This is a genomic window from Methanosarcina spelaei (assembly GCF_002287235.1).
GTDB lineage: Archaea > Halobacteriota > Methanosarcinia > Methanosarcinales > Methanosarcinaceae > Methanosarcina > Methanosarcina spelaei.
In genome coordinates this window covers 12,268-32,581 of record NZ_LMVP01000013.1, presented here as the reverse complement: position 1 = coordinate 32,581, position 20,314 = coordinate 12,268, and the positions used below count along the sequence as shown (strand labels likewise).

Annotated in this window: 19 protein-coding genes; 10 read left to right on the top strand and 9 right to left on the bottom strand. The window is 39.7% G+C overall.

Annotation, left to right across the window (positions count from 1 at the left end; translation table 11 throughout):
- The first annotated feature begins 61 nt into the window (after window positions 1-61).
- From ASJ81_RS01365 to ASJ81_RS01335, 7 genes are all read left to right on the top strand, one after another.
- Window positions 62-811 (top strand): class I SAM-dependent methyltransferase, encoded by a 750-nt coding sequence (locus ASJ81_RS01365; protein ID WP_095642902.1) that lies wholly within the window; start codon window positions 62-64, stop codon window positions 809-811.
- 269 nt (window positions 812-1,080) lie between these two features.
- Entirely contained in the window at window positions 1,081-2,010 is a 930-nt protein-coding gene (gene nikB / locus ASJ81_RS01360; protein ID WP_095642901.1) for a nickel ABC transporter permease, read from the top strand.
- Window positions 2,011-2,018: 8 nt separating this feature from the next.
- Window positions 2,019-2,891: a nickel ABC transporter permease subunit NikC gene (gene nikC / locus ASJ81_RS01355; RefSeq protein ID WP_095642900.1), complete on the top strand. Its 873-nt coding sequence runs from the start codon at window positions 2,019-2,021 to the stop codon at window positions 2,889-2,891.
- A complete protein-coding gene (locus ASJ81_RS01350; RefSeq protein WP_095642899.1) occupies window positions 2,875-3,687 on the top strand; it encodes an ABC transporter ATP-binding protein in 813 nt (270 codons plus the stop codon). The genes nikC and ASJ81_RS01350 overlap by 17 nt, the downstream gene beginning before the upstream one ends.
- A gap of 11 nt (window positions 3,688-3,698) precedes the next feature.
- Entirely contained in the window at window positions 3,699-4,664 is a 966-nt protein-coding gene (locus tag ASJ81_RS01345; protein ID WP_095642898.1) for an ABC transporter ATP-binding protein, read from the top strand.
- A gap of 26 nt (window positions 4,665-4,690) precedes the next feature.
- Window positions 4,691-6,307 carry a nickel ABC transporter substrate-binding protein gene (locus ASJ81_RS01340; RefSeq protein ID WP_095642897.1) on the top strand — a complete coding sequence of 539 codons (1,617 nt, stop codon included), beginning with the start codon at window positions 4,691-4,693 and terminating at the stop codon, window positions 6,305-6,307.
- A gap of 22 nt (window positions 6,308-6,329) precedes the next feature.
- Window positions 6,330-7,088 (top strand): class I SAM-dependent methyltransferase, encoded by a 759-nt coding sequence (locus tag ASJ81_RS01335; protein ID WP_095642896.1) that lies wholly within the window; start codon window positions 6,330-6,332, stop codon window positions 7,086-7,088.
- A gap of 633 nt (window positions 7,089-7,721) precedes the next feature.
- On the opposite strand, the gene ASJ81_RS01330 is transcribed toward ASJ81_RS01335, so the two are convergent.
- From ASJ81_RS01330 to ASJ81_RS01320, 3 genes are all read right to left on the bottom strand, one after another.
- The gene (locus ASJ81_RS01330; protein WP_048109187.1) at window positions 7,722-7,907 is read right to left on the bottom strand and encodes a PspC domain-containing protein; all 186 of its coding nucleotides are present in this window, start codon (window positions 7,905-7,907) and stop codon (window positions 7,722-7,724) included.
- A 315-nt stretch (window positions 7,908-8,222) separates the two neighbouring features.
- Window positions 8,223-9,314, bottom strand: coding sequence for a hypothetical protein (locus ASJ81_RS01325; protein WP_095642895.1), 1,092 nt, complete (start codon window positions 9,312-9,314; stop codon window positions 8,223-8,225).
- Between the two features lie 36 nt (window positions 9,315-9,350).
- Window positions 9,351-10,334: a YbgA family protein gene (locus ASJ81_RS01320; RefSeq protein ID WP_095642894.1), complete on the bottom strand. Its 984-nt coding sequence runs from the start codon at window positions 10,332-10,334 to the stop codon at window positions 9,351-9,353.
- Window positions 10,335-10,818: 484 nt separating this feature from the next.
- Here ASJ81_RS01320 and ASJ81_RS01315 point away from each other — a divergent pair, with 484 nt between their 5' ends.
- Entirely contained in the window at window positions 10,819-11,508 is a 690-nt protein-coding gene (locus ASJ81_RS01315) for a peroxiredoxin (RefSeq protein ID WP_095642921.1), read from the top strand.
- 47 nt (window positions 11,509-11,555) lie between these two features.
- On the opposite strand, the gene proC is transcribed toward ASJ81_RS01315, so the two are convergent.
- The 3 genes from proC to ASJ81_RS01300 form a co-directional block, all read right to left on the bottom strand.
- The gene (gene proC, locus ASJ81_RS01310) at window positions 11,556-12,374 is read right to left on the bottom strand and encodes a pyrroline-5-carboxylate reductase (RefSeq protein ID WP_095642893.1); all 819 of its coding nucleotides are present in this window, start codon (window positions 12,372-12,374) and stop codon (window positions 11,556-11,558) included.
- 219 nt (window positions 12,375-12,593) lie between these two features.
- Entirely contained in the window at window positions 12,594-13,745 is a 1,152-nt protein-coding gene (gene proB, locus ASJ81_RS01305; protein WP_095642892.1) for a glutamate 5-kinase, read from the bottom strand.
- 209 nt (window positions 13,746-13,954) lie between these two features.
- Window positions 13,955-15,298: a glutamate-5-semialdehyde dehydrogenase gene (locus ASJ81_RS01300; RefSeq protein WP_095642891.1), complete on the bottom strand. Its 1,344-nt coding sequence runs from the start codon at window positions 15,296-15,298 to the stop codon at window positions 13,955-13,957.
- 1,511 nt (window positions 15,299-16,809) lie between these two features.
- On the opposite strand from ASJ81_RS01300, the gene ASJ81_RS01295 reads away from it, so the two are divergent.
- Window positions 16,810-17,226 carry a DUF356 domain-containing protein gene (locus ASJ81_RS01295; protein ID WP_048109193.1) on the top strand — a complete coding sequence of 139 codons (417 nt, stop codon included), beginning with the start codon at window positions 16,810-16,812 and terminating at the stop codon, window positions 17,224-17,226.
- Between the two features lie 153 nt (window positions 17,227-17,379).
- Here ASJ81_RS01295 and ASJ81_RS01290 read toward each other — a convergent pair whose 3' ends face one another.
- The 3 genes from ASJ81_RS01290 to ASJ81_RS22485 form a co-directional block, all read right to left on the bottom strand.
- Entirely contained in the window at window positions 17,380-17,811 is a 432-nt protein-coding gene (locus tag ASJ81_RS01290) for a toprim domain-containing protein (RefSeq protein WP_095642890.1), read from the bottom strand.
- 145 nt (window positions 17,812-17,956) lie between these two features.
- Window positions 17,957-18,274 (bottom strand): DUF167 domain-containing protein, encoded by a 318-nt coding sequence (locus tag ASJ81_RS01285; protein WP_095642889.1) that lies wholly within the window; start codon window positions 18,272-18,274, stop codon window positions 17,957-17,959.
- Window positions 18,275-18,585: 311 nt separating this feature from the next.
- Entirely contained in the window at window positions 18,586-18,732 is a 147-nt protein-coding gene (locus ASJ81_RS22485) for a hypothetical protein (RefSeq protein WP_170943137.1), read from the bottom strand.
- A 472-nt stretch (window positions 18,733-19,204) separates the two neighbouring features.
- Between ASJ81_RS22485 and ASJ81_RS01280 the strand changes: the two genes are divergently transcribed.
- Window positions 19,205-20,314 (top strand): amidohydrolase family protein, encoded by a 1,110-nt coding sequence (locus ASJ81_RS01280; protein WP_095642888.1) that lies wholly within the window; start codon window positions 19,205-19,207, stop codon window positions 20,312-20,314.

The following is a 20,314-nucleotide window of genomic DNA, read 5'->3' as shown; positions in this document are numbered from 1 at the left end:
AATTCCATAAAGATTATCATGAATTTAGCCAAAAAATGTTGTACATTAGAGGGACAGTAAAATGAGTTTAAACATCCGCATTAAAAATTATTGGGAAGGCGAGGCGCAAGGTTACAGTGAATTTATTGACAATGAACTAAACGGTTTTGAGAGAAAAGCATGGTCTGATCTGGTACTGGAATACGCTCCCTTAAAAGATTCTCTTGACATACTGGATATTGGTACCGGACCGGGATTTTTTCCAATTGTCCTGTCACAGGGTGGACATAATGTTACTGGTATAGACTTAACAGAAAATATGGTCGAGTTTGCACGGCTTAACCTTGCACGTGAAGGTGCCAGTGCAAAGTTGATGACTATGGACTGTCAGGACTTGAAATTCCCAGATAACAATTTTGATCTGTTAGTTTGCCGTAATCTCACGTGGACACTTGACGACCCCGCCAGAGCATATCAAGAATGGCATCGCGTCCTAAGACCTGGGGGTAGGGTTCTTGTCTTCGACGCTTGCTGGTATCTGCACCTGTTTGATGAAAATATGAAAATAGCCTATGAGAAAAAGGAAAAAGAGATCCTTACGAAATACGGGTACCCGGTGCACCGGCACAAGGACCAGGCCGAAGGCGAAGCACTTAGCAGGAAGCTTTTTATGAGTGATAAAGTCAGGCCGCAGTGGGATCTGGATATAATGCTTAAAATCGGGTTTTCAAAAGTATTTGCGGATGTTTCAGTGGGTGAACGGATACTTAATGAACAGCAGCAAGATATAAACAGTATGCATCCTCCGTTTTTGGTGGGAGGGGAAAAATAGAAGGGACATACTAAGTGTTGCGAGTTGTGGCAAAATATTTACGGCTTTTACGATCCCTTCACGGATTCTAAAAAAGATATAGAAGACGAAAACAATTGGTCTTTTGCCACAGCGTGCTGTTTTTAAAAAATGTTTGGTTACATAAGTTGCCACCTTTGACGCACTAATAAAGCAGCCCGGCTTTTACAGGATCTTTAGTGGGTCACAACTACAAAAATAGACATCAGTTTAAACGATGAGTAACATTACAGGCTACAGGAAGTGGAGTAATGCTTAAAGACATAGGTGAACGGCTATTCACACTGATTCCTGTACTGCTGGCTGTTTCATTAATAACTTTCGTCCTTGGCAGTATGTCTTCCGGCGACACGGCACGTACGCTAGCTGAAAAGAAATATGACAGGCCAACGTATGAGCAGATTGAGAAAATACGGACCGAAATGGGATTTGACCGGCCGGTGCTGGTCCGGTACGTAAGCTGGCTTGAAGATGCTCTGAGGGGTAATCTGGGCTTTTCTTATTCAAATGACAAACCGGTAGTTGACGAGATCGTTCAGTATTTTCCTAAAACATTACAGTTATCACTTCTAGCACTATTGTTTTTAATTATAATTTCATTTACTCTCGGAATTTCATCAGCTGTGTTTTCCGGCTCGTTGATTGACAAAATTTCCAGAATATACTGTTTTTGGAGTGTGTCAATGCCCGAGTTCTGGTTTGGACTCATTCTGCTGTATATTTTCGGTGCTCGCCTTGGACTGATATCAGTGCTTGGTGGAAATTCAATGAAATTTCCAATAATACCTGCTCTTACAATGTCTTTATGCAGTGGTGGGATTTATGTCAGACTAATTCGTACAAATATGGAGGAAGTGCTGAACAAAGGATATATCCGTGCAGCCAGAGCAAAAGGCGTTAGTGAATATAAAATTATAACAAAACATGCTCTAAAAAACGCAATGCTTCCCGTAATCAACAAGCTTGGAATAGGATTCGGCTCTTTGTTAGCCGGATCTGCTATTATCGAATCAATATTTTCATGGAACGGGCTTGGAAATCTGGCGCTCGAATCTGTTAAACTCAAAGACTATCCTGTAGTCCAGGGATATGTACTATTTATGGCTGTTTTGATGGTGTTAATTAACCTGACTGTAGATATCATATGCGGCATCATTGATCCGCGTCTTAAAAACGTATGAGAGGGAATATGATGCAGGTCAAAATTCAAGCAGTAAAAAGATCGAATGCACGGTTTTGTTCATCCCATGGCATTATAAATCGTATACTTACGCAAAAAGCAGCAGTTTTCGGTTTTGTAATAGTTGCTTTGATTATCATTATTGCCATAACTGCATCTGTAATCGCGCCAAATGACCCGCTTAAGGTAAATATGTCAATGCGTCTAAAGGGCCTAAGCTCGTTATATTGGCTTGGCACCGACAATCTGGGGCGATGCATTGCATCCCGCCTGATTTGGGGTGCCCGGATGTCACTAATATACAGCATGTGCGTGCTGGGCCTTATGATGGCAATTGGCATTCCGATAGGGCTCCTTTCCGGGTATGCAGGCGGTCGCATAGATACATTTATTATGCGGATTATTGACATATTTTTATCACTTCCTACTTTTCTGATGGCATTAGCTATCTCAGGTATGCTGGAACCCAGTGTGAAAAATATGATTATAGCCATGGCCAGCGTTTGGTGGGCACCTTATGCAAGAATAATACGCGGTATGGCAATGCAAACAAAACAGCAGGACTTTATGCTTGCAGCAAAAGCAGCCGCCTGTACTCACACCCAAATTATTTTTCGTCACATCCTTCGCAATATCGCACCGCCAATTATTGTAATGGCCACACTTGAAATCGGTTCGATTATACTGGCTATCGCGTCGTTTTCTTTTATAGGGTTAGGTGCACAGCCGCCTACGCCCGAGTGGGGCATTATGCTTAGCGACAGTAAAGAATTTATGCAGACACAGCCGCAGCTGATGGTTTATCCGGGAATTGCAATTATTGTTACAGTCATGGCATTTAATCTTCTGGGAGAAGGACTGAAAAATGCAATACAAAACTAACCAGGGAGTTCAGAGTGAAAACAAGGCACTAGAAATCCGAAGCCTTTCTCTTGACTACATTATGCCTGATCAAAGTATCCACGCTGTGGTAGATTTGAACCTTGTTGCAAGAACAGGAAAAATCACCGCACTTGTTGGGGAAAGCGGTAGTGGAAAATCCACTGTCGCACTTGCTGTAATGGGCATTCAGGACAAAAATGCTGTAATACCAGGTGGTGAGATTTACCTGGCAGGGACGGATATACTCTCGATGCCAAAAAAAGGTCTGAGGTCTTATATATCGAACCATGCAGGCATTATTTTTCAGGACCCGATTGATTCGCTGAACCCGTTATTAACTGTTGGAGAACAGTTGGTGGAGGCAGTCCTTATACATGAAAAAATAACAAAAAAACAAGCTTTCACCATTGCGCTTAATCAACTTCTGGCTGTCAGCCTTCCACAACCTGAGGAATTGATGAAAAAGTACCCTTTTATGTTGAGCGGAGGAATGTGTCAGCGCGTTATGATTGCTATTGCCAGCGTTTTCCGTCCAGCGCTTCTCATTGCAGATGAACCAACGACTGCTCTTGATGTAACTGTTCAGGCTCAAATCCTGCATCAATTGGATTCTATGCGGAAGAGGGAAGGAACTGCAATTCTGCTTATTACGCATGATTTGGGAGTAGTCGCGGAAATAGCAGACGATGTATGTGTCATGAAAGACGGATATATCGTAGAAAGCGGCACGGTAGAAGACATATTTTCTAATCCGCAACATAGGTATACATGCCAATTACTGGCAGCTGCACTCTGAGAGGTTTGGCCATGGAAGTGTTGGCAGAAACCCTGAACATACGAAAAACCTACGAAAAACAAAATTTGTTTACAAAAAAGAGAGAGCAAGTTTCTGCCGTAAACGGTGTGTCTCTTAAAATTCGGAAGGGATGTTCAGTAGGGCTTATAGGGGAGAGCGGAAGCGGAAAAAGCACGCTTGGCAGAATGATGGTCGGACTGGAAACTCCTACAGAAGGACAGGCATTGTTCCGAGGACAGTCAATATCATATATTTCCCTTAGAAAAATGCGCCCACTGAGACGTAATATTCAGATGATCTTTCAAAATAGCAGCAGTATTTTCGATACATCCTATACCGTGGGAGAAAGTATTGCTGAGGTGATTAAAAACAGCGAGAAAGTATCAAAAAAAGAATGCTTGGAAAAAGTTGAGACAATATTGGAACAGGTCGGTCTGGATGCCTTATACGCTCAGCGGTATCCAAAGGAGTTGAGCGGAGGACAACGCCAGCGTGCCAATATTGCACGTGCGCTTGTTCTTCACCCTGAGTTTGTTGTTTGTGACGAGCCCGTTTCCAGCCTTGATTATTCATTGCGAAAACAAATTCTGACTTTACTTAATGATTTACGAAATAAATTTGGTTTAACCTACTTGTTTATCACTCACGACCTCAACTGTGTGCCTTATGTCTGCGATATTATGGCCATTATGTATGCGGGTAAGATAGTGGAGCAAATCGATTTAAAGAAAAACTCGATGCAGAATGCACTTCACCCGTATACCAGCCTGCTGTTTTCATGTATACCGGCAAAGATGCCTGCAGAACGGAAAAAATGTACAATGGAGAGCATAATTGATACGACAGTTATACCTGATTCAAAATACTGCTGTCGGTTCTTTCCACGCTGTCCTTGCTGTACGGAACGTTGCACCAATGAAGAGCCGTTGCTAAAAGAAGTTGCAAGCGGTCATTTTGTAGCATGTCATATCGTATAAGCCATTATAGAAAGGGAGAATGAAAAATGAAGAAAAAGTATATCTGGGCAGTTATTGCGTCAGCACTATCACTGGTGCTGTTGATGAGTGGATGCATTTCAAGTCAAGTGTCAAACGATACCCAGAACGGAACTTCTGGTTCTTCAGCTACTACAGCTATGGGCGATAGCAATCGGTCCGATTCAGTTACAATTATGATCTCAGGCAAACTGAATCCCGAAGACGCCAGCCCGATAGAGTCCAGCACGGAAATGTGCCTTTATGAAATGGTGTACGAACCGCTGGTCAAGTACGGAAAAGACGGCGTGATTGAGCCTGGACTTGCTGAGAAATGGGAAATCAGCGATAACGGAACGCAATATACTTTCTATTTACGTAAAGATATCAAATTTTCAGATGGTACCAACTTTAACGCGGACAGCGTGGTAAGCAGTGCAAAACACTGGGACCCCACGAAGTTTTCCACGCCGCTTACAAATGTGGAGAAAGTAGACGACTATACAGTCAGGCTGACATTTAAAGAAAACTGCTATCCCGTATTAACCGAACTGACTTACCCACGGCCTTTCCGCATTGCTTCTGATAATTCATTTGATACGAAAGGCAACTTTGCAAAAATGATTGGCACAGGTGAGTGGATGGTGAAGAGCTATGTCCCTGAGGAAGAGGTAGTCATGGTGCCCAACCCGTATTATTACGGAACAAAACCGAATATTGAAAAGATAACTATCAGAAAAGTTACTGACGGCGAATCAAGAATTATGGCGCTTCAGAGCGGAGAAGCTGACCTTTCTCTTGCCGATCTGCCTTCCGAAAGCAAATCAATCGTTGAATCATCAAAAAATCTTGACGTTAAAAATGCTAAAGGTACAATGGGATTTTTCCTTATGCTAAATCAGGAAAATACAGTACTGCAGGAGGAAAATGTCCGTCTTGCGTTAAATTATGCAATAGACAAAGACAGCATTGTGAAAAATATATTCGGAGGCGACGCTGTTGCTGCAAAGGGAATTTTACCTGACACGGTACCGTATGTCACTGATGAAAACAGTAAGGGCTACTCTTATAACCCGGAAAAAGCAAAAGAACTGCTAGCCAAATCAGGATATACGGATAGTGATGGGGATGGTATCGTTGATAAGAACGGTGTGCCTCTGTCCCTCAAGCTTGTTTTCCAGTCTGAGGAATATGCAAGCTGGAAATCCATGTGTGAGTACCTGCAGGCGGCTGGCAAAGAGGTCGGAATTGATATTCAGCTTGAACAACTGGACACTTCGGCTTACTATGACGCGATCTGGAAAAACCGTGATTTCGACATGATTATTTACCGCACATATGAAGATTCATGGAATCCTCACGGATTTTTGCGCTCCATGTTTTATCAGGCCGAAGGTAGCACGTCCGTGTGCTGGTATGACCCGCAGTTAAATACATACCTTGACGAGGTCATTAAGACGCAGGACGAGGCAATGCGTCAGGCAAAATATGACCAGATATTTAAGCTGATCAATGACAAAGCACTTGTTGTTCCTCTGTGCTATCCCGATAAACAATATGCGTATAATGCCCGCTTGCAAAACGTGACAGTTGCACCGACAACCTATGAAGGCATAGAGTGGCAGTTGATCACCATAGCAAAGTAAGAGGTAAAAAAGAGGTAAAAGCATGTCGGGAACTGTATTTGAACATATTGAAAAAGCCTGGTCTGCCGATGCCGGAGGATATGACCAGGCAATTCAAAAACAGCTAAGCAATAAAAAAGACGTGAAGCATTGGCAAGACGAACTTCGTCTGGTGTTTGGTGAAAAACCATTGCATGTACTTGATGTCGGGTGCGGACCGGGATTTTTTACAATCATGCTTGCCAGGCTAAAACATAATGTGACATCTGTCGATGGTGCTGAGGGAATGGTAAAGCGTGCCAGAATCAATATCAAAAAAGAGGCGGCAAATACAAAAATATATAAAAGTGACGCCGTGCTTTTGGATAAGGAGAAGGAAGGCAGCCTTGATGCCATAGTATCACGTGATGTTGTTTGGACACTCTATGACCCTGAGAAAGCTTTCATCAGGTGGAAAAATCTGCTGAAAACAGGTGGTAAAATCGTCATTTATGACGGCGATTACAGGCGGGATCGGTCGTCTTTGCGTTATCATGTACTGAAATTGAGCTCAGGTCTGATTACTCTCTTAATGGAGGGGAAACCTCGAAAAAAACAACAGCATAGTTCCGTAGGTAACGGATTTGAGCAACTGCCGATGATTCGGCACAGGCGACCGCAATATGATCAAGAACTATTGCTGAAAGCAGGTTTTTCAAAAGTAGAGGTGACAAAGGACTGTTTCCGCAACAGTCCGTTACGTCTTGAGTTCTGGAGATATGGGTATCAAGGAAAAAAGTTCCGTGTAATTGCTTACAGGTAAGTGAGATAACAACTGCGGGAGTACAGGCTCTAATTATGAGAATAAAGACATAATTATGAGAATACAGGCTCTAATCATAGAAATACAGGCTCTAATTACAGGAATAAAGACATAATTACGGGAAGAAATGTTATAATTACGGGAATAAAGACATAATTACAAGAATAAAAGCTCAGATCATATAACTTTAGATAAAAAACTAAGTGTAAGTTTCATAATCCATAGAAATTACGCGCTTGAGAACCAAAATCAATTACAGTAAAGAATATGGATTAAAGTTATGTTTTATAAGGTTAATGATCTGATGCTATTGATTTTTCAGTTCAATTGTGTTAATCCGGTGATTTCACTATTTTTCTTTTCACCGGATTTTACATTTCGATCTCCATCTTTAGTTTTTTTCATTAAATTTCGTTGACTCAGGAATTATTGCCCTTTGAGTGATCATTCTTTTTACAAATACCTAAAAAACTCTCGTTTTTTGTTATTATTTCAATCACAACAAGATGTAGTCTGAAGCAGATTCCAATTAATGCAAAACTCAGACTGGAATGAGATTTTTTAGACTATATAAAAAAGATATTTGTAAAAAAATTTGAAATTTGTATTATTTAAAAATAAAACCGAAAGCCTTCAGGGCTCTTCAGGAATTATAATCCATGCAATTATGTACGCAACTAAACCGCTTCCCGCACCCACTATAGAAATGAGCAACCATAAAAGTCGTACAAGCGTAGGATCAACTTTAAAATATTCACCTATCCCACCACATACCCCTGCAATAATCCTGTTCTTCTTTGACCTATATAATTTATTCATTTGACCACCCCTAAATTCAAAATGCTTAACATACTACTATTTATCACGCTACTATATTTATATTCGATTTCTAAGTATAGCTTTTCATCCCTTTAAAAGGATTGCAATTAATAAACTGCTGATATCCGATTTATAAGTAACTCGTGGTTAATAAGTAACCGTGGATTGATAAGTTCGTTGATCAGAATTTTATCCGAAATTTCCATATGTTAATTTTATCTGGGATTTCCTTGTGTTTGCAGGTAGAAGTTAACTCTTAAAGTTGGTTTTTTACGGCAGTCCCTTTTCTTACAGGCCTGCCAGAAATCCGGGTTCTCAGATCATGGCCCATTCACTGGTTATGTTTTCAGGCACCATGTCCTCTCCAGATGCCTGCACGTATACCCTGAATTTTCCCCCTGCAGGAAAAGTAAGGCCTTTTGCAGTGTAATTAAAAGCTTCTTCAGGCTCAATAGTAATAGAAGAACTCTCAATTTCATCCCATAAAGAAAGCTTATCTTCAGCCTGAAGGGCAACATAAACGGTTGTGTTTTCAGCTCTCTTCGAACCCAGGTTTCTTACTGTTACATTAACATCAACAACCCCTTCTCTTTTTGAGAATGCACACTGGGCTTTGAAATCAAGCTTAATCATGGGCCTTCTGTAGACCGGGACAACATGTACAGGCTGGTTTGCATAAACCTCCGGGATTTCACCTATCTGCCAATCACTCCCTGTAGTCTCCAAATAATAGTAATTACTGCCTTCGTACTCGAAACTCCTTCCCTGCTGCCCAGTATTAGATTTTATCCCGAGAGCCATATGTTCAGGGAGCTCTAAAAGGACAGCATCGTAACCCATCTCCTGAAGAATTGCCACGGAGAGAATTGAGGTATCTTCACAGTCTCCACCATTCTCATAAAGAGTTTCATAAGGAAAACGAGGATATTGGTCGTAACCCGAACTTTCAAGATCCGAGGTATAATTCAGCGATTGGACAAAAGAAATGCAGAGTCCTGGAATTTCACACTTTTCAAGTCCGTGAGCTTTGGAGAGAGAAGATAAAGCCTCTGCAATGTCCTTAATTAACCGATCATCATATGGATCTGAAGCAAACAGGTCGTAGTCCCTGTTTCGAGACCTTGATTTATATTTTTCATACAGTTCATTGTCAAGAGGCAGAGTAAGCTGCCAGTTGTAGCCTTCGTAGTCCCAGGAGTAAGTTCGGGAAAACGTTCCGGGAGTTACTGACTCCTCAGTTATCGAGGCACTGTAAGGCTCGGAATTTACAATATCTATTCCTATCAGATTCTCCCCAGCATCGCCTATATAGGAATCTATGGAAGTTTCAGAGTCGGACCAGGTTGAGATAAACTCGGCCAGATAAATGAGTAAACAGAAATAAAACAAAGCGGTTAAGCTTTTCATAAATTATTCCCACCTAGAATTTCATAGATTACGAGTTCATTTCCAGAGGTCTTCCCTCAGGTGGGATTCTGTAGAGTCTACTTCCATCAGTCCTTCTGGATAGGGCTCAAAAAAGGTCTGATTCATAAGGTACTGGTCCTCAAAGCGTATAGCCCATGACCTGATGATATTAATTGTAGGGCAAAGAGAGGCTTTTCCGTTCCTGTACTTCTGGATCCAGTCAAAAAATAATGTTTTTTCCTTGCTTGAGAGCTTCTCTGAAAAATGTCCGAAGGCATGCATGAGTACATTAATAATTGAAGTGTACCTAGGAGGCCTGGAGAGGATGCTGTAAAGATGCTTCTCGTACTCAGAGATCAGTTCATTAAAGTTTTTTCTTTCTTTATTTGCAACAATAGCTCCCAGTTTCTTGAGCTCCTCCTGGCCATATACCATGAGCAGATACTTATTTTCGGAATGGAACGTGACAAGGTCTTTCATGCTGCCTTCTGATTTTACTTTTCGGAAAGCGGCAAGCATAAAGATTCTGGTCATGAAATGTTCTCTTATACGAGCATTCCTTAGCCTTCCTTCATCCTCAACAGGAAGATATGAAAACTCTTTCAGGACTGCCCTCCCGAAATACCCTGAAGTTTTCCCAATTACCGCTGACTTGAGCGATGTGGTCGGATAAACTTTTACGTCCTTAATGCCGCAGGAAGGAGACCTGTATTTAAGAATAAAACCATCAATCTCTCCTGTGAAACCGAGAAAATCAGTGCAAAATGCCTTCATAGCCTCAGTTATATTCCTGCCACTTGCAGGCTGAATAAGCTGCTCTTCCCCGTTCTCGAGAACAATTCTTACTGTATCTCTTGGAACACCGAGCCCTATCTCCACCTCCGGGCAGACAGGCAGGAAATCAACATACTCCATGAGGTTCGCCACTATCGAACTGTTTATAATATTCCCGTTGTATCGACAGTGATCAAACCCAAGGCACCTACTAACCACAACCTTTGGCCGAACAAACTCCCTCATTTAACCCCCATATAACAAAGGATTACCAGCATAAATTATTTTCTAAAATAGAGGATTAAAACACTTCTTTTTTAAAAATAAAACGTTAGTGTGTGAGGATCTTTCAAAAAAAGACATTAAAACACATAATTTAAAAAAATAAAAAGTTTTGATGGAAAAATGATCCAAAAACAAGCACTGTGCATTTATTTTAAAAGAAATAACAGCCAAAAGATAATAAAATTTTAAAGAGAATCTTCCTAACAAAATAAACTTATTTTCCTTCCTCGTAACAGATATATAACAATGAAAATAACTATAAGATAATTTTGGGGACGGTTGAGGGAAGAAAAGGCTTTTAATGTTAAAGCCTTCGAACTCGTATAAGGGGAAAGCCTTCTAAATTGAAAGAGGGCCTTCTAAATTGAAAGAGGAAAGCCTTCTAAATTGAACTCAATTTTCGATCCCGAAAGGAAACTGTATGAGCTCAAAAATAGGTGAAAATATGGTAGAAGTTGAGTATGAACAGATACGTATGCCTCTTATCGGAGATGATGCACCATCATTTACAGCAGTGACAACTCAGGGACAAATCAATTTCCCCGAGGATTACAAAGGTAAGTGGGTTATTCTTTTCAGTCATCCTGCAGATTTCACACCAGTATGTACTACCGAATTCATGACTTTTGCCAGTATGCAGGAAGAATTCAGAGAGATGAACACTGAGCTTATAGGGCTTTCTATAGACAGTGTGTTCTCCCATATTGCCTGGCTTAAGAGAATAGAAGAGAAAATCGAATATAAAGGAATGAAAAATCTCGAGATCAAATTTCCGGTGATCGAAGACCTGAAGATGGAAGTCGCAAAAAAATATGGTATGATCCAGCCAAAAACCTCAACAACACAGGCTGTAAGAGCCGTATTTATTATTGATCCTGAGGCAAAAATAAGAACAATACTCTACTATCCGCAGTCAACAGGAAGGAATATGCAGGAGATCAAAAGGATTGTGACCGCCCTGCAGAAAAATACGGCCGAAAAAGTCGCAACTCCGGCTAACTGGCAACCTGGAGACGATGTTATTATTCCAGCTCCCAATTCGATGGAAGCAGTAAAAGAAAGAATTGGTAAACCAGAAGAGAACATGTACTGTCTTGACTGGTTTTTGTGCTTTAAAAAAGATAGTAAAAAGTAACCAGTAAAATGTAACTAGTAAAAAATAGAAAAATGAAGAAAATAAATTTATTTCTTCCCAAGCTCTTTTGAGCGTTCGGTTGCCCTTATAACTGCATTCATAAATGCAGCTCTGACTCCGGCCTCTTCAAGGGCATGAACACCCTGAATGGTAGTCCCGGCAGGAGAAGTAACCATATCTTTGAGTTCTCCGGGATGCATGCCTGTCTCAAGCATCATTTTTGCAGCTCCAAGTACAGTTTGGGCTGAGAGAGTGAGGGCACTTTTTCTATCCATTCCTTCAAGGACAGCCCCATCGGCCATTGCCTCAATCACTGGAAAGATAAATGCCGGCCCGCTGCCTGAAAGACCTGTAACGACATCCATCAGGGATTCAGGCTCCTGAACTGCGGTACCTACCGCAGAAAAAATTTCAAGAGCAGTTTTCATGTCTTCGGAGGTAGCATATTTACCTGGTGCAATGCCTGAAGCAGCTTCGGAAACTGTGGCTGCAATGTTTGGCATTACACGTATTACTCTTGTGCCAGCAGGAAGTGCATTTTCGTAAGTAGCAAGAGGCACACCGGCTGCAATTGAGATTATAAGTTTATCTGAAGTTATGTAAGCTTTAAGATTTTCAAGTACCGAACCCAGAGTCTGGGGCTTCACTGCCAGGATAAGAATATCGGATGCCTTGACGATAACAGAATTGTCAGTAGATATATTTATGCCAAGCTTTGCTTTCAGATCGTTCAAGAAAGGCTCGTATACATCGCTTGCACCAAGATTTTCAGGTTTTACAATTTCGGCCTTTATAATTCCCTGCATGAGAGCAGAGCCCATTTTTCCTGCTCCGATAAATCCTATCTTTCGGTTATAATCTACCATATAATTTCTCCTATTTCCAAAATAAATGCAAATATAGAGGCAATTGCCTCAAAACGTGTTTTTAAGTAATATTGAGTAGTTAAAAAGGACTTTATAATCCAAATAAGTTTGTAAGAAATTAATAGATTGATAAAATTTGCAAACTACAAGAAATTAATTGGATTCTTCATAAATTCCGAAAAATCCGGTTTAGTTCTTCGAACACGCTGGAGATTTAATTCAGTTTTCCAGTATGCCAACGTTTTCTTTTTTTATTACATTGTTGTAGTTGCTATAGCCCAAAATACCCTCAATTTCGTCGGTGTGGGCTCCTTTTATCTTCATAAGTTCTTCAGAAGTATAGTCTGTGATTCCTTTCGCAAAGACCCTGCCTTCACACTCTAATCTAACCACATCTCCCCTATCAAAACTTCCCTCAACCTCTACAACTCCTGCAGGAAGAAGGCTGTTTTTTCCGAGGACTGCAGCTTTTGCCCCTGCGTCTACACGGATAGTGCCCGAAGCCCTTGCAAGAAGGATCCAGCGAGCACGGTTCTTCTGGATATGCCTTTCAGCCAGGAATAGGGTACCAATCTTTTCTCCGGACAAAACTTTCAGAAGCACGTTCTCAATCTCGCTATTTGCAATCAAGACGTAACAACCTGCCATACTACAGATCTTTGCAGCTTTTATTTTGGTCCTCATTCCCCCTACACCCTTGAAGCTTGTTGGGTCACCCCCATAGCTTTCAATTTCAGGTGTGATTTTTTCCACGAGATAGATGAGTCTGGCATCGTCGTGCATCTTTGGGTTTTTGTCAAAGAGACCATCGATATCCGAAAGAATAACCAGGAGATCAGCATCGATTTTGCTTGCAACCATTGCAGAAAGCTTGTCATTGTCTCCGAAGATTGCTTCAATCTCGTTTGTACAGGTGCAGTCATTTTCGTTTATTATGGGAACTACCCCATATTCCAGAAGGGTAGAAATACTGTTTCTGAGGTTAAGGTAGGATATCCGGTCAGAGTAAAAGTCATAAGTAAGAAGGATCTGAGCAACTTTTATCCCATGTTTCGAAAAAGCTTCGCTCCAGTACTGCATAAGGATACTCTGTCCAACTGCTGCCGCTGCTTGTCTGATAGGAATTTCACGAGGTTTTGGGGCAATGCCCAGTTCATAGAGTCCTACGCCTATTGCTCCCGAACTTACCACAATTACCTCTTTTCCGCGCCTTCGAAGCTCGGAGACCTGGGCTGCGATACTTTCCATAAAAGCCGGATCAATACTGCAGTTTTCTTTTGTACTGTCACAATTCTGTTTTGTAATTGAGGAAGTACCTATCTTGATAACGATTTTATTAACATCATTGAGAAATTGATTTCTATCTGTCAATCACAAGGCCTCGTAAAATATTTTGAGAATGCAGCTGAAATAAGTAACAGCCACAATCCGGATTTCCATCGCTTGCACTCAATTTGCGCTGGTATTTCAATTCAGATATATAAACATATCATAATTCTTCGATATTCTTCGATATTCTTCAATATTTTTCAATATTCTTCAATATTCTTCAATAATCTTCGATAATCTTCGACAGGATTTCAATCTACATTTTCAAATTTAAGGTCAAGTTTTCTGTGTGTATAGGCTTTTGCGGTTTCTCCTGCATAATCTGCGACAACCTGCCCTTTCCCTAGCAAGATATATTTGTAGATCAGGAGGCCTTCCATGCCTACAGGCCCACGAGAATGGATTTTGTTTGTGCTGATTCCTACCTCAGCCCCTTTCCCATAACGATAGCCATCGGCAAAGCGGGTTGAAGCGTTTACCATAACACTCGAAGAATCAACAAGTCCTGTAAACTCTTTTCTTCTAGAAGCATTCTCAGTTATTATTCCATCGGTGTGATGAGAACCGAACATGTTTATATGGTCGATGGCTTCCTTTATGGTATCAACGAGTTTTATCGAAAGAACAAGATCGTTGTACTCAAGACTCCAGTCTTCGTCCGTAGCTCTTGAAAGAGGAGAAATTCCTCCTTTTTCAAGCAGAGCATAGCTGTCTTCATCACAGCGTAATTCAACCCCTGCGCCGAGGTATATTTCTGCCATTTTCGGCAGGAAAGTATCCGCAATTTTACGGTTTACCAGAAGGGTTTCAATGGCGTTGCATACTGCAGGATACTGTACTTTCGCATCGAAGCAAACCTTCCAGGCTGTATCGAGGTCCGCATATTCATCCACATAGATATGACAGATCCCGCTAGTATGTCCGAGTACCGGAATTTTCGTATTTTCCTGGATAAACTTAACAAACTCATTTGAGCCCCTTGGGATCAGGAGGTCTACATAGGTATCAAGACTCAAAAGGTCCATTATCTCTTCTCTTGTTTCCATAAGCTGGAAAGCCCCTACTGGCATGCCGGCGGTAGATTCTATGGCTTTTACAAGGATCTGAAAAATAGTGCGGTTTGACTCTCGCGCTTCACTCCCGCCTTTGAAGATGGTCGCGTTCCCGCTCTTAAGGCAAAGAGACATAACCTGAGGCACCACATCAGGCCGGGATTCAAAGATGACACCTATAAGGCCGATTGGACAGCTCACCTGGTAGAGAATGAGGTCTTTGTCCAGCTCAAGAGTAGAGAGGGTGTCTCCTACAGGATCTTTAAGTTTAACTACATCTCTGATTCCTGCAATCATTCCGTCAATTTTTGAGTCGCTTACTTTAAGCCTATCTACAAGAGCCTGAGTGAGCTTCCCTTTCTTTTTCAGTTCCACTGCAGATTCAAGATCTTTTGCGTTTGCATCCAGAATAGCTTTCCTTTCCTTGTCAAGGGCCTGAGCCATAGCCTCAAGCGCCTGGTTTTTTATTTCCGCACTTACACTGGAAAGCTCAATCGATGCCTTTTTTGCCTGTATTACTTTGGATTTAATATCTTCAGCCATATAATTACCTTCTAATATGACGACTTCTGTATGTCCCTAATTAAGAAGCTGGGCAGCCAAACCTGTTACTGTATCAGTAAATTTGCAGAAGATTCGGCATTACTCGATATCGGATAGAAATAAGATCTTACTATTAGATTATGTAATGATTTTATCATTGAATTACAGGTAACGGTCTAATTACTGAATTATAGGTAACGGTCTTATTACTAAATTACAGGTAACAGTTTCGTAATTGAATTACAAATGATAGAACTTACCGTTAAATCATTGAATAATAGTACTGAACTTAGATTGAATATCGAATAAACTGAAGGTCATTTCCTCTTTAGTATTGAGGATATATCCATAATTCTAAAGACGTATTAATTCTTCCGCTTCATATAGAAATAAATGCGGAAAAAACGAATATAGTTCTGTAATACCTTTTAATTTTTGTAATATCCTCTAAGTTCCGTAATACCTTTTAAATTCTGTAGTACCTTTTAATACCTTATTTATACACTGTTTCGGTATATGATATAGCGAAGTTCTAAATAAGAGATTTCATTTTACCGGCAATGTTGTATTTATAACGTTTTACTCACAGTGTTTTACTCACAGTGTTTTACTCACAGTGTTTTACTCACAATATTTTTTGCAGCATTATAAAGAGGTTTTTAACTCTGGACATTTTATCTGGTGACCTGGTCCCAGGAGCGCAACTTGCTAAGATATTTCTTATTATATTAACCTGAAGTAAGGTTTTAAAGTAAAGCTTTATCTTATTAAAATTTATTTTTTAAAGTTTATTTTTGATTCTACAAAATTGGGAATTAACTTTGAGTAGGTTGATATAATGGATAAAGTTACTCTAGTGTCACGAAAATTTAGTTATTGGTGATCTAATGAGTTAAAAATCATTGTGTACTGACAAGAAACTACCAAAATTATGCTCAATAACTAAATTACTTAGAGAGCCTATCCCAAAAGCCATTTAGTTCTTAATCATCAAGAATTTTCAGGATTGTTGTCATGATCAGAAACTTGAGTGATCATTCGAAATACAGGATTCAGAGAAGCAATTTTTAGTTTTGGGATCAGCTCAGATACTAGTTTTAACTTTGGAAAAGTTTTGAATGAACGATGCAGTCGCATGATGTTATTTATTTTGATACGTTTATAAAAATAGTTGATTTCGGGTTTATAGAAAGATATTATTTCAAAACGAATATATATAAGATGAATATAACTAGAATACGCGACTCTATAATTTGGAAGCGTATACTACATCTGAAAAAAGAAATTGCAAGGTACCCTTATAATTTTTGAAGATCTCTTATATAAGAGAGATGAATTTTACAGCCCAGGGACCAGACCATATATCGCGCCGTAAAAGTAACTAAAAGGTCATAAGAGGCCTAAAATATCCGAAAACTCGGCTGTTCAGCATATCTCATACACAAAGATTATTATAGGGGTAAATCCATATCGAAATGGGGATAACTTCAGTATATTGGTGGTGTGTAAAAATGAAATCATTTGCATTAGTCCGGGCAGACGATTCGGACAAAGTAAAAATAGCCTTACATGATCTAGAACGATACGGACATATTCAATTTTCAGCGACTCCAAAATGCATAGAGCCAAACTATGCTGATGAACTTCTTGTTAGTGTAATGGGCGTATCCCTCAAGTCAAAATGCAACTCTGCAGCACTGGTGGAATTAAATAATCACGCAGGAGCGGCAATTAGTAGGCTGAAAAAAATTCATCCTCCTGCTCATATAATTATCATCAGCCCAAGACACAAAATGTTTGAAGAGCTGGCTGGCAAGTTTCCAAAATATCCGGAATTTGACAGAACATTCAACCATCAGAAGAGTCCGCAGAGTATGGAGATAATTCAGGAGAAAGCAGAGTCTTCCAATCCCATGCATAAAGAATAAAACAACTCCGTCAATTGTTAATGTTAACTTAAGTCAGTGTTAACTCAAATATTTTGTATTCAACAATATTTATAACATTAACTTTAATATTAAACATTACTTTAATATTAATTTTTGAACTTGACTTTCAAATTTAATTTTTAAGATTTAGACTTATTGGAAATCCTGTGTTAAGCAGGAACCAGTTTTCAGTCTCAGCTTGGAAACATAAGTGTACAGACTTTCTATATCTTTAATTTCCTTCTGAGAGATGAATCGGAGTTTATTTCGGATCTCAAGATCAGGTTTCAAACCGAAACTCTGGAAGTATCCAGAAAGCTTTATAGCCAGAATGTCACCTCGTCTGTCCCAATCAGTTAGTATAACTACTTCACTACCAAGACACGCAATTTTCTCAGAGAAGTTAAAAAGAGATTGACGAGTTGCAAGTTCAAAATTGCCTTTAATTCCAAGCCTTTTCAGTGAGAGGACGTCTCTTTTTCCTTCAACAATGATAATTGCTCCCCTTACAGAATATTCAGAGAGTTCGGAGAGCAGCTCTTCAATCCTTTCAAGCCTTTTTCTGTAAATTTCAAGATCAGCCACGTTTTCTGCAACCTTATTATTAATTAAAACTTTAGAGAACCGCATTACTTATAAGTAGTTTACTTATAACAGTTTGCTTATCAGGAGAATAAAGAAGTTACTCTTAACGTTTAGTTATTTTTAAATACAGTTTTAAATTTCTGGTTTATTTCTTTAAACGCTCTCCAAAAACTGAAACTGCCTGTTGATATGAAACTCCATTTAACAATAAAGATTTCTTACTACTTGTTGCCCCGCTGTTTATAAGAATATCCGAACTACTAATTGCAAAGAGTTCAGCAAGGCATTCTACCAGCTGTTCGTTTGCCTTTCCTTTCTGGGCATTTTTGGTTAGTTTTACTTCAATTCGTTTGCGCCACTCATTATAACCGCTTGGAACCGAAATAGACCTGGAGCCTGGAGTAACCTCTATATCAACAATCACACTGGACCCCATATCTGATATCGCCTCTTCGAAAGACATATCTTTTACCTTTCTGGAGGATCATATAAATCAATGACGGATTGACCTTTTAAAGTAAAAAAATAATCGGAGACAGTGAAGAACATAAGCTTAGAATTTCAAGCAAATGAAGTTTCAAACAAGTAATATTAAAACAATTAATATTCAAATAAGTAATAATTCAAATAGGCAATAATACAAGTAGGTAATAATACAAGTAGGTAATAATACAAGTGGGTAATAATACAAGTAGGTAATAATTCAACAAATAATAACTCAACAAGTAACAATTCAAACTAGATATTGTTCAAGTAATTTCTGGAAAAAAGTTTTTAAAAGAATGGGAAAATAGTGCTGTAGCCCTGGCGCACTAACTCCGAAAGCTCATCCTCTGGTTTTCCGCAGTCACTTTCAGTTACCCTCGTGCAGGGCAGTATCACACTATCAATGTACCGCATTGGGGTTGTCTGTACACTCACAGTCAGGATTTTCCATTACCTCATGCAAGGACCTATACAATGCGACGAAGCCATATTATATACATAATAATATATAAAAATGTCGATGAACTGTTGATTTATTACATTGCAATATTAAGGAGATAGTTACATTGAAACTGATTTTTCTCAAGAAAATGATTTAGATTATAAGGGCAACATAAGAACATGAGAATGCAAAAATAACCTAAAAGAGTTCAGAGTTAACTGCTAACTGCGGAGATAAATATCATAAAAAAGATTCAAAAAAGAAAAGAGTAGTAAGTGACATTCCTAACAAAATTACATTCTCAAAAAGACTGTGTTCTGAGAAAATTGAATTTTGAAGAAGTTTACATTCTGTTTTATCCTGAAAAGATTATAATGTAAAAATATGAAGAAAAACTTATATATCATGTACATGTTTGCTCTTCCACAAATTGAGCATAGTGCTTAATGAGTAGCTGAGGTGCATATGTACGGCACTGAACAGATAATTCCAGGGACAATTATTGCAGGCCCCGAACTGGAACCCATTGAGGGGTACATCTGCGTGAAGAGAGGAATAATTACGGAAATTGGGGAGGAGCGTACACCCTCTAAAAATATAATTGCTCCCTGCTTTGTCAATGCGCATACTCACCTTGGAGACTCGGTATTCAAAGACCCTCCTCTGGGAAGGACTTCCGGGTTTCGGATTCAAAGAGACCTGGATTCTCTTGTAAAGCCTCCTGACGGGTTAAAACATAGAATATTAAGAGACACGCCGTACAAAACTCTGATCGAAGGCATGAGAAAGTCCTTGCTGGATATGATAGAAACCGGAACCTGTGCTTTTGCTGATTTCAGGGAAGGGGGTGTTGTAGGAGTTGCAGCCCTGAATAAAGCTCTTGAAGGACTCAAACTTCACTCCATGACACTGGGCAGACCTACAGAGCCTGAACTACCGACTCAGGTTGTACTGGCAGAAGTGAGAAGAATTCTTCTACACTCCACCGGACTTGGGATGAGTGGAGCAAATGACCTTGATTTCAAACTGTTGGAGAATATTGCTACCTGCACACGGCAGCATAAAAAGTTCTTTGCGATCCATGCCGGAGAAAAAGATACGAGCGATATAGAAAAATCATTGTCGCTTGAGCCTGATCTCTTGATTCATTTGACAAATGCTACAAGAAAAGATATTGAAGAGGTGGCTGATGCAAAGATTCCGGTTGTTGTCTGTCCCAGATCTAATCTAATTACAGGAGCCGGAATCGCACCTGTTGCCGAGATGCTGGAAGCTGGGATAAAAGTAGCTGCAGGAACGGATAATGTAATGTTAAATTCTGTAAATATGTTTGCTGAAATGGAATTTATGTCTAAGATTTTTTCCATTGATGATAGGCAAGTATTTAAAATTTGCACACTTAATGGTTCCTTTGTAATGGGATTTAATTCTACGGGCTCAATACAAAAGGGGAATAAAGCTAATCTCATGATCCTGAATGGAAATTCCAATAATCTTGCAGGGATAAAGAACCCCATAAGTGGAATTACAAGGCGAGCAAGACCCGATGACATACTATCAGTACTTCATTCATAA